This is a genomic window from Nonomuraea aurantiaca (assembly GCF_020215705.1).
GTDB lineage: Bacteria > Actinomycetota > Actinomycetes > Streptosporangiales > Streptosporangiaceae > Nonomuraea > Nonomuraea aurantiaca.
In genome coordinates, this window is record NZ_JAIWNB010000003.1 from 458,622 (window position 1) to 471,747 (window position 13,126).

Annotated in this window: 11 protein-coding genes; 9 read left to right on the forward strand and 2 right to left on the reverse strand. The window is 70.3% G+C overall.

From position 1 onward, the window contains the following. Positions 1-122 precede the first annotated feature (122 nt). Together LDL49_RS11590 and pip are read left to right on the forward strand one after the other, a co-directional pair. On the forward strand, positions 123-3,020 hold the full coding sequence (locus LDL49_RS11590; RefSeq protein WP_225290976.1) for a M36 family metallopeptidase: 2,898 nt from the start codon (positions 123-125) through the stop codon (positions 3,018-3,020). Positions 3,021-3,077: 57 nt separating this feature from the next. Beyond that, positions 3,078-4,025 (forward strand): prolyl aminopeptidase, encoded by a 948-nt coding sequence (pip, locus tag LDL49_RS11595; RefSeq protein ID WP_225290977.1) that lies wholly within the window; start codon positions 3,078-3,080, stop codon positions 4,023-4,025. Positions 4,026-4,105: 80 nt separating this feature from the next. Here pip and LDL49_RS11600 read toward each other — a convergent pair whose 3' ends face one another. Further along, positions 4,106-5,470 carry an aminotransferase-like domain-containing protein gene (locus tag LDL49_RS11600; RefSeq protein ID WP_225290978.1) on the reverse strand — a complete coding sequence of 455 codons (1,365 nt, stop codon included), beginning with the start codon at positions 5,468-5,470 and terminating at the stop codon, positions 4,106-4,108. 142 nt (positions 5,471-5,612) lie between these two features. Here LDL49_RS11600 and LDL49_RS11605 point away from each other — a divergent pair, with 142 nt between their 5' ends. From LDL49_RS11605 to LDL49_RS11625, 5 genes are read left to right on the forward strand one after another with little or no spacing between them, the layout of a single operon-like run. After that, complete coding sequence (locus LDL49_RS11605; RefSeq protein WP_225290979.1) at positions 5,613-6,506, forward strand: substrate-binding domain-containing protein; 894 nt, start codon at positions 5,613-5,615, stop codon at positions 6,504-6,506. After that, positions 6,503-7,348 (forward strand): nitrilase-related carbon-nitrogen hydrolase, encoded by an 846-nt coding sequence (locus LDL49_RS11610; protein ID WP_225290980.1) that lies wholly within the window; start codon positions 6,503-6,505, stop codon positions 7,346-7,348. Before LDL49_RS11605 ends, LDL49_RS11610 begins: the two co-directional genes overlap by 4 nt. Beyond that, a complete protein-coding gene (locus LDL49_RS11615; RefSeq protein ID WP_225290981.1) occupies positions 7,348-8,277 on the forward strand; it encodes an ABC transporter substrate-binding protein in 930 nt (309 codons plus the stop codon). The genes LDL49_RS11610 and LDL49_RS11615 overlap by 1 nt, the downstream gene beginning before the upstream one ends. Continuing rightward, positions 8,274-9,221, forward strand: a complete 948-nt coding sequence (locus LDL49_RS11620) for an amino acid ABC transporter permease (protein ID WP_225290982.1) — start codon at positions 8,274-8,276, stop codon at positions 9,219-9,221. The genes LDL49_RS11615 and LDL49_RS11620 overlap by 4 nt, the downstream gene beginning before the upstream one ends. Further along, positions 9,218-9,982, forward strand: coding sequence for an amino acid ABC transporter ATP-binding protein (locus tag LDL49_RS11625; RefSeq protein ID WP_308016108.1), 765 nt, complete (start codon positions 9,218-9,220; stop codon positions 9,980-9,982). The genes LDL49_RS11620 and LDL49_RS11625 overlap by 4 nt, the downstream gene beginning before the upstream one ends. 8 nt (positions 9,983-9,990) lie before the next feature. Here the strand turns inward: LDL49_RS11625 and LDL49_RS11630 are convergent, their stop codons facing one another. Continuing rightward, positions 9,991-11,016 carry a LacI family DNA-binding transcriptional regulator gene (locus tag LDL49_RS11630; RefSeq protein ID WP_225290983.1) on the reverse strand — a complete coding sequence of 342 codons (1,026 nt, stop codon included), beginning with the start codon at positions 11,014-11,016 and terminating at the stop codon, positions 9,991-9,993. A 160-nt stretch (positions 11,017-11,176) separates the two neighbouring features. Between LDL49_RS11630 and LDL49_RS11635 the strand changes: the two genes are divergently transcribed. Both LDL49_RS11635 and LDL49_RS11640 read left to right on the forward strand, forming a co-directional pair. Continuing rightward, positions 11,177-12,187: an asparaginase gene (locus LDL49_RS11635; protein ID WP_225290984.1), complete on the forward strand. Its 1,011-nt coding sequence runs from the start codon at positions 11,177-11,179 to the stop codon at positions 12,185-12,187. Positions 12,188-12,189: 2 nt separating this feature from the next. Beyond that, a complete protein-coding gene (locus LDL49_RS11640; RefSeq protein ID WP_225290985.1) occupies positions 12,190-13,065 on the forward strand; it encodes a polysaccharide deacetylase family protein in 876 nt (291 codons plus the stop codon). Positions 13,066-13,126 lie beyond the last annotated feature (61 nt).

Consider the following 13,126-nt stretch of genomic DNA (forward strand, 5'->3'; position numbering starts at 1 on the left):
CCTACCCCCATACGCCGATATTTCGGGCTTTACAAGATCTTGTCAGCTCATAAAACCAGTGTTAACTCTTGCGGAGGCGCGGGGCACGAGCTCCCGCGTCTCTGGACGTGCAGGAGGAAAAGGTGTCGAGCAGACCCTGGTTACGCAGCACTGTCGTCGTCCTCGCCATCACGGCGTCCTCTCTACCTCTCACCGGAGCCGCCCGGAGTGAACCGGGTGCGACCGCTCCCCAAGTCCAAGACGTTCAGGCCGGCGAGCCCGGCAAGCCCGACCTGGACAACCGGCAAGGCAGAGTCCCGCCGCCGGTCGGGATCAACGCCCGCAGCGCGGGACCGGCGGCCGAGATCCGCTGGAACGCGCTCGGCACCCCCGCCGCCATCACCAGCGCCGAGCCGCTCGCCGAAGGGCTGGGCGCCGACCCGGAGCAGGCCGCCCGCGCCTACCTCAAGAACAACGAACGGATCTTCGGCCTGTCCGGCGCGTCGGTCGACGCCCTGGAGAAGGTCGCGGTCAACCCGATCGGCGCGGGCCACGCCGTACTGCTGCGCCAGCGCTTCGGCGGCCTGCCGGCCGGCGTGGACGGCCTCGTCGCGATCGGCGTGGCCGGCGGCAAGATCAGGCACGTGACGTCATCGCTGTCGCGCGACACGGCGGCGCCCCCGGCCGCCACGATCACCGCGCAGCGGGCCATGGAGATCGCGGCCAGGGACGACGGCATCGACCTGGCCACGGCCGTGACCAAGCAGGTCAGCGCGGTGGCCGTACCGGCGCCCGACGGGGTGCACAGCGCGTACCAGGTCGTCCTGATCGGCGGCAAGGGCGAGGCGGCGGGATACACCACGCACGTGGACGCGGTCAGCGGCGCGATCCTGGTCCGGGAGAACCTGGTCGAGCACTTCGATCCGGACAACCCGACCTGGTCGGCGTTCCCGTCGAACCCGCCCGACGACTATTCCCCCACCGACACCCGCCAGACCTGGTGCTTCGCGGCGGCCCCCGGCTGCGACTACGTGACCGGCGGCGACCCGCCGACCGGCAAGGCGTGGGACGTCGTCCACGCCACGAACACCTCCACCAACACCAGCGTCGGCAACGCCGCGAAGACCGTCGAGAACCGGGCGAACCCCGATCCGTTCTCGGTCGGCACCCGCGGCAACGTGCTCACGCCGAGCCGCAACTACACCTACCCGTGGCGGAACCGGTGGCACGAGGCGAAGTGCGACCCGGCGGTCTTCGACCAGAGCGGTGAGAACGACCTCGAAGCCGCGATCGCCAACCTGAACGCCATGCACAACCGCATGCACGACTGGTCCTACCGGCTCGGCTTCACCGAGACGGCGTGGAACATGCAGGTCGACAACGGCGACCGCGGCGGGCTCGGCAACGATCCCGAGCAGGGCAACGCCCAGGCCGGCGCCCGCGACCTGACCGTCCGCGACAACGCCAACCAGATCACCGGCCCCGACGGGGTGGCGCCGATCACGAACATGTACCTGTGGCAGCCGGTCGCGGGCTCGTTCTACTCCCCGTGCGTGGACGGCGACTACGACATGTCGGTCATCGGCCACGAGAACACCCACGCCATCTCCGGCCGCATGATCGGCGGCCCGAACGCCGGCTGGAGCGGCGCGCAGGCCGGCGCGATGAACGAGAGCACCTCCGACCTGATGGCGATGGAGTACCTGTTCGAGTACGGCTTCCGTCCCTCCGGCCAGACCCCGTACGTCACGGGCGGCTACGTCACCGGAGACCGCGAACGCGGCATCCGCAACTACGACATGTCCAAGTCACCGCTCAACTACAGCGACATCGCCTACGACCTCGTCGGCCAGCAGGTCCACGCGGACGGCGAGATCTGGTCGGCCACGCAGTTCGACGTGCGCGAGGCCTTCGTCAAGCGGTACGGCAAGGGCACCGCCAAGCAGCAGCGGGCCTGCGCGGACGGCAAGACGCCGCTGGCCAAGTGTCCGGGCAACCGGCGCTGGGCGCAGCTCTCCCTCGACGCCCTGCTGCTGATGGCCTCCGGCGCGGTCAGCTACGTCGACCACCGGGACGCGCTGCTCGCGGCCGACGCGCTGCGCTTCGACGGCGCGGACCAGGACATCATGTGGCGCGCGTTCGCGGAGCACGGCCTGGGCGCGACGGCGACCAGCGTCGGCCCGAACGACCCCGACCCCACGCCGAGCTTCGTCAACCCGGTCGGCGAGAACGGCTCGCTGCAGCTCAAGCCGCTGGGCGAGGCGAAGGGCGCGGCGCTGCGCCTGTACGTGGGAGACTACGAGGGACGGGTGGTCCCGGTCGCCGACACCGATCCCGCGACGCCGCTCGGTGACACCGTGGAGATGACGCCCGGCCTCTACGACTTCGTGGTGGCGGGCAGCGGGTTCGGGCACACGCGGCTGAAGTTCCCGGTCGTGGGCGGCGTGAAGCTACCGCTTCCCCTGCCGCTGTCGCGCAACCTCGCCTCGGCCACGGCCGGCGCGGTGGCCTCCGGCGACGGCGTCAACCAGGCGAAGCTGATCGACGAGACCGAGGCCACGAACTGGGCCTCGCTCACCGGGACGCCGGCCGGTAAGTCGGTCACGGTGGACCTGGCGGGCGAGAGCCCGGTCAAGATCCGCAGAGTCCAGGTCAGCGCGATGCTCAGACCCAACATCAACGACCCGGCCGACCCCGGCGCGCAGAACCGCTTCACCGCCCTGCGCTCCTTCGAGGTGCTCGCCTGCGCCAAGGACTGCGCGAACCCGGCCAATTTCCGGAAGATCTACACCAGCCCCGCGGACGCGTTCAAGACCACGCTGCCCCGTCCTCGCGGCGCGAACCTGCTCATCAAGTCGTTCACCGTCCCCACCATCACGGCCACCCACCTGATGCTCCGCACGCTCACCACCCAGTGCACCGGCAACCCGCTTTACGCCGGTGAACAGGACGCCGACCCCAACTCCTCGACGGACTGCGCCACGGCCAGCCCCTTCCGCGATCAGGCCCGAGCCGCCGAGTTCCAGGCGTTCTCGTCCTGATCCGCGGAGGCGGTACGGCTTGCGCTCACCACCGGGCGCAGGCCGTACCGTTGATCTATGTATCCTCCGATCGAGCCGTATGACCATGGGCATCTCGACACCGGCGACGGCCATCTCGTCTACTGGGAAGTCTGCGGGAATCCCCAGGGCAAGCCCGCGCTCGTCGTCCACGGCGGCCCGGGTTCCGGCTGCTCGGAGAATCAGCGGCGCCAGTTCGATCCCGAGCGTTACCGCATCATCCTGTTCGACCAGCGCAACTGCGGCCGGAGTCTGCCGCACGCCAGTGACCCGGCCACCGATCTGTCCACCAACACCACCCCCCACCTGATCGCCGACATGGAGCGGCTGCGGGAGCACCTCGGCGTCGACCAATGGCTGCTCTACGGTGGCTCGTGGGGGTCCACGCTCATGCTCGCCTACGCCGAGACGCACCCGACGCGGGTGTCGGAGATGGTGATCTGCGGCGTCACCATGACCCGCCGCTCCGAGATCGACTGGCTCTACAACGGCGTCGGCCGCTACTTCCCCGAGCAGCGGCAGCGCTTCCGCGAGGGCGTCCCGGAGTCCGACCGCGACGGCGACGTGCTGGCCGCCTACGCGCGGCTCATGTCCGACCCCGACCTCGCCGTCCGCGCCAAGGCCGCCCACGACTGGGTGACCTGGGAGGACACGGTGATCTCCATGGAGGTCAACGGGTCGCCGAACGCCTACAGCGACCGGCCGCCCCTGGCTCGCCTGGCCTTCGTACGGATCTGCGCCCACTACTTCTCCAACGCCGCCTGGCTGGAGGAGGGCATCCTGCTGCGCGAGGCGGACAAGCTGGCCGGCATCCCCGGCGTGCTGATCCACGGCCGCTTCGACCTGGGCTCACCGCTGGAGACCGCCTGGGACCTGGCCCAACGCTGGCCCGACGCCCGGCTGGTCGTGGTGGACGACTCGGGACACACCGGCAGCGGCACCATGCGCGAGCAGGTCCTGGCCGCCCTGGACGCCTTCGCGACCTGACCCCGGCGGAACGTCTTCCTCCGCTCCCCCGGAGGGGGTATTCCTCCAAGGGACCCCAGCCACAACGGATCGTCACAGTCCTAGTGACGGTCGGCCCCCGGTCGCTTGGCGGCCAGGGCGATCACATCGGCGAGTTCGCCCAGCTCAGTGGGCTCCTCGGTGAGCGCGGCGATGGCCAGCCGCAGATGCGGCCGGCCAGGCCGGATCCGATACCGGCTGCCGGGCGCCGCCGAGATCCCGTGGGCGGCCAGCGTGACCAGGGCCTCCGACTCGTCGTGGACCGGCACCCACAGCACGAGACTGTCCCGGCCCCCGGTGTGCACGCCGCGGGCCGACAGCAGCGTGGCCAGGCTCGCGCGCCGCCGGGCGTACGCGGTGCGAGCCTGCTCCACGATCGACTGCGTGGCCGGGTCGGTGAGCAGGTGGGCCAGGGTGTCCTGGAGGATCCTGCTGGTCCAGCCGGTGCCATAGCTGCGCAGCACCCGTACCCGCTCCACCGCCTCCGCCGCCCCGCCGATGATCGCGAGGCGGAGGTCGGGCCCGTGTGACTTGGAGTACGAGCGCACGAGCACCGTCCGGCCGGGCAGCCGTGTGCCGATGCTGCTCAGCGGCTCGGTGGACAGGTCGCCGATCCCGTCGTCCTCGACGACCAGGGTGTTCGTGGGCTCGAGGAGCCGGGCCAGCTCGGCGGAGCGGCTCTCGGGCACGGCATAACCGCACGGCGAGTGACCGCGCGGCTGGTAGACGAACGCCACCGGGCTGGAGCGCAGGCTTTCGGCGAGCGCGGCCGGGATGGGCCCGTCCTCGTCGCAGGCGACGGGGACCACCTCGACGCCGATCATCTCCAGGATGTCGAGCAGCCTGGCCGCGGTGGGCTCCTCTATGGCGACGCGGTCGCCGGGCAGGGCGGTCGTCTGGCAGAGCAGCTGGACCCCCTCGTACCCGCCGCCGAGCGCCAGCCAGCTCTGCGCCGGGAACGGCCAGGTGGGCCCGACCGCGGCCCGCAGGCGCGGGGTGATCGTCTCGCGGACATAGCCGTTGAACCCTTCGGCGGAGGTGGCCGTGGCGAGCGCGGCGTCGAGCGGCGGGAGCAGCGTCCGGTCCGGCGCCGCGATGGCGAGGTCGATCGCCAGCCTGCTGCCGAAGTCGCCGATCCGCTCGTAGCGCGCCGGGTGCGGCACGCCGGGAGGGCCGAGCACCACGGTTCCCCGGCGGCCCTCCGTCCCGATCATCCGGTGTTTCCGCAGCTCGGACCAGGCTTCGGCGATCGTGCTCGGGCTGACGCCCAGCGCGCGGGCCAGATTCCGCACGGTGGGCAGCCGCGCGCCGGGCCGCAGCGTGCCCTGCCGGATCAGGTCGATCAGAGAGGTGGCGATGCCACGCGCGCTCGGCTCGCGGACCTGCTGCCCCAGCCAGGCGGGATCGACCTCCACGAGAACTCCCATCTGACAAAGCTTTGTTCAGGAACAAAGAGCAGCTTGTGTAGCGGATTTCGCTGAACATAAGGTACAGCCCAATACATCACTAAGGGGAGTTTTTGTGACGAAACCTGGCATTCGGCTTGGTCTCCGGGACTGGGATCACCTCGTGCCGGTGGCGACCGGGACGCTGACGTCCGAGGCGTTCGACCTGGATCTCGATTCCCGGGCGAGCACGCCGGACGTGCTGAGCGAGCCCGAGCTGGACGGCGGGGAGACCTCTTTCAGCAGGTACGTTCTCGGCCGGGCCAAGGGTGACGACCGGCTGGTGGGACTGCCCGTCTTCGTGATGCGCGGCTTCCGGCAGCGGTGCGTGCTGGTGCGCCGCGACAGCGAGCTGCGCGAGTTCGCCGAGCTGAAGGGGGCCCGGATCGGCCTGACCGGCTGGCCCGACTCGGGCAACACGTGGACGCGGGCGCTCCTGCGGGCGGCCGGGGTCGACCTCACCGGGATCCAGTGGACGGTCGGTGCCGTGGACGCGCCCGAGCCGGGCAAGGACCGCGTCGGCGCGGCGAAGCTGCCGGACAACGTCAGCGTGACCGACGGCTCGCTCGCCGAGCAGCTCGACGCCGGGCGGCTCGACGCGATCATGACCCCGTTCATGCCCGAGGGCTTCTTCACGCCCGAGAGCCGGTTCCGGCACCTCCTGGCCGACCACCCGGCGGCCGAGCTCGACTACTACCGCCAGAACGGCTTCGTCCCCGGCATCCACCTGGTGACGCTCAAGCGCGAGGTCGTCGAGCGCCACCCCTTCCTGCCGCAGGCCCTACAGGAGCTCTTCGAGCGGTCCAAGCGGCACTGGCTGGCGCGGCGGCGGCTGCTGACCGACACCACGCCGTGGCTGCTCGCCGACCTGAGCAGGACCCAGGAGGTCTTCGGCGCGGATTGGATGCCGTACGGCACCGCCGCCAACGCCGCGATGACCGCGGCCTTCTGCGCGGAACTGCACGCCCAGGGGATCGCCCCCGCTCCCATCGACCCCCAGGAGGTCTTTCCCTCATGAACAACCTGCGTGTGGCGGTCGGCCAGTTCGCCTCTGCCGAGGACTGGGCGGCCAACCTCAAGACCTGCGGCGACCTCTTCGACGAGGCCGTCGCCGGGAACGCGGACCTGCTGGTGCTCCCGGAAGGGGCGATGGCCCTGTTCGTGGATGATCCGGTGCGGATCCGGCAGGCGGCCCAGCCGCTCGACGGGCCGTTCGTCACCGGACTGGCCGAGCGCACCCGCGGGTCGAGCACCACGGTGATCGTCGGCATGCACCAGCCCGCCGAGGACGGCCGGGTGATCAACACGCTGGTCGCGCTGCGCGACGGCGAGATCATCACCGTCTACCGCAAGCTGCACCTGTACGACGCCTTCGGCCGGCGCGAGTCGGACAACGTGGTGGCCGGCTCGGACAGCCCCGTCGTCTTCGACTGCGCGGGCTGGAAGATCGGGCTGATGACCTGCTACGACGTCCGCTTCCCCGAGCTGGCCCGGCTTCTCGCCGACCAGGGCGCGCAGGTGGTCGCGCTGCCCGCGGCCTGGGTACGGGGACCCGCCAAGGAGTGGCACTGGGAGGTCATGGTCACCGCCCGCGCCCTGGAGAACACCTACTACGTGGCCGCGTCCGGCGAGTGCGGCCGGCGCAACATCGGCAACAGCATGTTCGTCGACCCGCTCGGCATCACCCGAGCTCAGCTCAATGGCGACACGCCCGGTCTGCTCTGGTCCGAAGCCTCGGCCGAGGAGCTCGACCGGGCCCGCGAGAGCCTGCCCGTCCTCGCCGACCGGCGCTTCACCGTCAATCCCCTCCCCACCACCCCCTCGACCGGTCCCTCGACCTCGATCGCCCAAGGAGCGTAATGCGTAAGACCCACGCCGCCGGTGCCGTCATGGCCGGCGCCCTGCTGCTGGCCGGATGCGGCGCCAACCCGACCGAGAGCCAGGGCGCCGTCGGGGACACCCCCTCCGCGCCCGCCGCCGCCAGCCACGCCAAGGACCAGGCCCTGTTCGACCGCCTGCCCGACAAGGTGAAGACCGCGGGCAAGCTGGTCTCGGTGAACAACGGCTCGTTCCCGCCGTACGAGATCGCCGGCACCGACGGCAAGTCGCTGACCGGTGTCGCGGCCGACCTGTCCGAGGAGCTGGGCGGCCTGCTCGGCGTCAAGATCGAGCACGTGACCGTGGACGGGCTGCCCAGCCAGCTCACCGGCATCGCGGCCGGCCGCTACGACCTGGCCCTCGGGCCGGTGGGCGACTTCCCCGACCGCCAGGCCGCCAACGACTTCGTCGACTGGGTGCAGGAGTTCGTCGTCTTCGCCGTGCCGAAGGGCAACCCGAACAAGATCCAGTCTATCGCCGACACCTGCGGGCTGCGGATCTCCGTGATGGCCGGCGGTTCGGCCGAGAAGGTGATCAAGGCGCAGTCCGACACCTGCGTCAAGGACGGCAAGAAGAAGGTCGAGGTCCAGTCCTACAAGGACCAGCCCACCTCGATCCTCGCGGTCCGCTCCCACCGGGCCGACGCCTTCTTCTCCTCGCAGGCGCCGCTGACTTACTTCGTAAAGCAGTCGGGCGGTGAGCTTGAGCTGGCGGCCACCGGCAAGCCCAACGGATTCGACACCCTCTACCAGGGCGCCGTCGTGGCCAAGGACTCGCCGCTGCGGGACGTGCTCAAGGACGGCATCCAGAAGCTGATCGACGACGGGACGTACGAGAAGGTCATGACCAAATGGGGGACCAACGGCAACATGCTCAAGCAGGCCGGCGTGAACCTGGCGGCGAAGCAGTGACGACCGCCACCGAGCGGCACTCGCCCCCTGAAGTGGACGTCGCGGGGGCGGCGCGGACGCGGCACCCGCTGCGCTGGGTGGCCTCGATCATCCTGCTGGTCCTCGCCGCCCAGCTGGTGAACCTGCTGATCACCAACCCCAACTTCAAGTGGGACGTGGTCGCACGCTACTTCAACGCGCAGGTCATCGGGGCGGGCATCATCACGACGCTCTACCTCACGGTGATCGCCATGGCCGTCGGCGTGGTCCTGGGGGTGATCGTCGCGATGGGGCGGCTCTCCCAGAACCCGATCGCGCGGATCGTCTCCGGGCTCTACGTCTGGTTCTTCCGTGGTACGCCGGTGCTGGTGCAGCTCGTGCTCTGGTACAACCTGTCCGCCCTGATGCCGCAGATCTCGTTCGGCATCCCGTTCGGCCCGGAGTTCCTCACGGCCGACACCAACAAGCTGATCACGCCGCTGCTGGCCGCCATCCTAGGGCTCGGGCTCAACGAGGCGGCGTACATGGCGGAGATCATCCGAGGCGGCCTGATGTCGGTCGACCCCGGTCAGACCGAGGCCGCGTCGGCACTCGGCATGAGCCGGGGGCGGACGTTCCGCCGGATCATCCTGCCGCAGGCGATGCGGTTCATCGTGCCGCCGACCGGCAGCCAGGTCATCAGCATGCTGAAGGCCACCTCGCTGGTCAGCGTCATCGCCCTCGCCGACCTGCTGTACACCGTGCAGGCCATCTACAACCGCACCTTCCAGACCATCCCGCTGCTCATCGTGGCCTGTGTCTGGTACCTGGTGATCACGTCGATCCTGTACGTGGGCCAGTCCTTCATCGAGCGCCACTACGCGCGCGGCGCCACGCGGAACGCTCCCCAGAGCTTCTGGAGCTTCCTGCTGTTCCGGCGGCGGCAGTCGGCGCCGGCCCCGACCCGCGAGGAGACGCCATCATGAGCACGCCCATGGTGCACGCCCGGGCCGTACGCAAGAGCTTCGGCCACCTGGAGGTGCTCAAAGGCATCGACCTGACCGTCGAGCGGGGTGAGGTCGTCGTCATCCTCGGTCCTTCCGGGTCGGGCAAGTCGACGTTCCTGCGGTGCGTCAACCACCTGGAGACCATCGACGGCGGCGCCATCCACGTCGACGGCGAGCTGATCGGCTTCCGCGCCCACGGCGGGCGGGTGCACCACCTGGGCGACCGGGACATCACCCGCCAGCGCCGGGAGATCGGCATGGTCTTCCAGCAGTTCAACCTGTTCCCGCACTTCACCGTGGTGCAGAACATCATGGAGGCGCCCGTCGGCGTGCGCCGCGAATCCCGCGCGCAGGCCCGTACGCGGGCGCTGGCCCTGCTGGAGCGGGTCGGCCTGGCGGACAAGACGAACAGCTACCCCCGCCAGTTGTCCGGCGGCCAGCAACAGCGGGTCGCCATCGCCCGCGCGCTGGCCATGCAGCCCAAGCTGATGCTCTTCGACGAGCCGACCAGCGCGCTGGACCCCGAGCTGGTGGGGGAGGTGCTCGCCACGATGAAGGGCCTGGCCACCGACGGCCTCACCATGATCGTCGTCACGCACGAAGTGGGTTTCGCCCGCGAGGTGGCCGATCGGGTGGTGTTCATGGACGGCGGGGTCATCGTGGAGGCCGGGCCGCCCGCCGAGGTGCTCGACAACCCGCAGAACCCGCGCACCCGCGCCTTCCTCAGCAAGGTCCTCTGAGGTCGAGGTCAGCCGCGATCCGTCGTTGTCCGGGTGAGGGCGGCATAGAGCTCCGGGTCGCTCGACGCGCGGACGATGAGCTCCGGACGGAGCAGCTCGGTCTCCCCCTGCTCGCCCTCAAGGACCCGGACGAGCTGGTGCAGCCCCCGTCGGCCCATCTCGTGCATGGGGGAGCGGACCGAGGTGAGCGGGACCGGCAGCTCGGCGGCCAGCGGGGTGTCGTTGAAGCCCACGACCGCGATGTCCGCCCCGACCCGCAGCCCGTGGTCGCGCAGCGCGCCGATCGTGCCGATGGCGCCGAAGTCGTTGACCACGAAGAGCGCTGACGGGAGCGGGCCCGTCGCGAGCAGGCGTTCGGCCCCCTCGTGGCCGCCGCGCGCGTCGAAGCGCGAGTGGACGATCCGGTGCTCGGGGATCCGGAGCCCGGCCTCGCGGAACCTCTCGACGAAACCGCTGGTGCGGTCGATGCCGGTGCTCGCGTACGGCTCGCCCGCGACGATCGCCACCTCCTCGTGCCCGAGCTCCAGAAGGTGCTCCGCGGCCATCCGGCCGCCGAGCCGGTCGTCGCAGACGACCGCCGGGTGCCGCCCGGCCCGCCGGTTGACCAGCGTGAACGGGACGCCGCGGGCGGCGACCTCGTCGAGGAAGCCCGTGTCCGCGTGCGCGTCGCCGAAGATCATGCCGTCGACGCGGCGGCCGAGGACCATCTCCGTCCGGGCGCGCTGGACGTCGGGCAGGTCGCGCGTGTTGGTGACGAACGTCGACAGCCCCTGCTCGGCGGCGGCCTCCTCGATGCCCTCGTAGATGGTCGCGAGCACCACGTCGGACAGCCGGGGGACCAGCACGCCGATCAGGTTGCTGCGCTGGGTGCGCAGGCTCATCGCGTGCGGGTTGCGCTGGTAGCCGAGCTCGTCGGCGAGCTTGCGGACGCGCTCCACGGTCGGGCTCGACGCGGCCCGCAGACCTTCGCCGGGCTTGGCGTGCAGCACTCGCGACACCGTGGAGACGTGCAGGCCGAGTTGGTCGGCGATCATCTGCAGCGTAACCGGCCGCGCCCTCTTCGCACCCAATGTCCCTCGGCTTCCGGCTGGGGTTTTCTTGATTTTAACGTGAAGTTCTTGACATCTCGTAGGCGCAGGTCAGATGCTACCAAACGTTTGGCGCAAACGTTTGGGTAACTGAGGAGGCCGTCGAGTGTCCAAGGTCATCGTCCTGTCCACAGGGGGGACCATCGCGACCCGCCGGGACAGGCAGGGGGTGGGTCTCGCTCAGGATCGGGCGGGCGAGCTGCTCGGCCGCCTGCCGGCCGACCCCGGCGTGGAACTCGTCGGGATGGACGTGCTGTGCGCGGGCAGTTACCTGTTCACGCTCGCGGACATGCGGGAGGTCGCGCTGCGGACCCGCGAGGCGTTCACCGACTCCGACGTGCTCGGCGTCGTCGTCACCCACGGGACCGACGGCATGGAGGAGACGGCCTACCTCGTCGATCTGTTCCATGACGACCCGCGACCGGTCGTGTTCACGGGGGCGCAGCTGCCGGCCGACGCGGTGGACGGCGACGGCCCGCGCAACCTCGCCGACGCGATCGCGGTGGCGGCGGGCGGCCGGGCCTGCGGGCTGGGGGTGCTGATCGGCTTCGACGGCCAGATCTTCGCCGCCTCCGGCACCCGCAAGACGCACACGCTCGCCTCGTCGGCGTTCTCCGCGCCGGACAGTGGGCCGCTGGGGCGCGTACGCGACGGCCAGGTGAACATCGTGATGACCCCCGCGCGGGCCAAGCCGCTGAACCTCGACACGTTCAACCTCGACGGAGTCCGTACCGACATCGTGGCCCTCTATCCGGGCTGCGACACCGCCGCGCTGCGCGCGGTGGTCGACGCGGGCGCCACCGGGGTCGTTTTGCAGGCGCTGGGCGCCGGCAACGGCAACCCCGGGATCAGGGACGAGGTGGCCCGGATCACCGAGGCCGGCGTCGTCGTCGCCCTGTCCACCCGGGTCGACGCCGGGCCCGTCGCCGCGCTGTACGGCAACGGCGGTGGCGCGGATCTCGTCGCGGCCGGCGCCATCCCCACCGGAACCCTGCGCTCGCCGCAGGCGCGCGTCCTGCTGAGCGCGCTGCTCGGCGGCCATCGCGATCCGGTCCGGGTACGCGAGGAGCTGCGCGCGCGGACCTGGAACCCCTCTCCGATCGAAAGGACGAAGTGACCATGCCCAAGGAGATTCTCGTCGCGTACGGCGTGGACGTCGATGCCGTCGCCGGCTGGCTGGGCTCGTACGGCGGAGAGGACTCGCCGTGCGACATCTCGCGCGGACTGTTCGCCGGCGAGGTCGGCACCCCGCGGCTGCTCCGCCTGTTCGAGAAGTACGACCTGCGGACCACCTGGTTCATCCCCGGCCACTCCATCGAGACCTTCCCCGACCAGACCCGCCAGGTCGTGGACGGCGGTCACGAGATCGGCGTGCACGGCTACTCGCACGAGAACCCGATCGCGATGAGCAGGGAGCAGGAGAGCGCGGTCCTCGACCACTGCATCGACCTGGTCGAGAAGTACTCCGGCAGCAGGCCGACCGGTTATGTCGCCCCATGGTGGGAGTTCTCGCCCGTCACCAACGAGCTCCTGCTGGAGCGGGGCATCAAGTACGACCACTCGCTCATGCACGACGACTTCAGCCCCTACTACGTCCGCGTCGGCGACTCCTGGACGAAGATCGACTACTCCCGCCCGGCGGCCGAGTGGATGAAGCCGCTGGAGCGCGGCCAGGAGACCGACCTGGTGGAGATCCCGGCCAACTGGTACCTCGACGACCTCCCGCCGATGATGTTCGTCAAGGCCAGTCCGAACAGCCACGGCTTCGTCAGCCCCCGCCACCTCGAAGAGATGTGGCGCGACCAGTTCGACTGGGTCTATCGCGAATCTGACTACGCGGTCTTCACCATGACCATCCACCCCGACGTCTCGGGCCGGCCGCAGAGCCTGCTCATGCACGAGCGGCTCATCGAGTACATCAGCGGCCACGAAGGCGTGCGCTGGGTGACCTTCGACGAGATCGCCGACGACTTCAAGGCCCGCTCGCCCCGGTAGCGGCCCCGCGCCTGTCCATGCCGGTCCGGTGATGACGCATGCGCGAAACCCCCCACTCTCT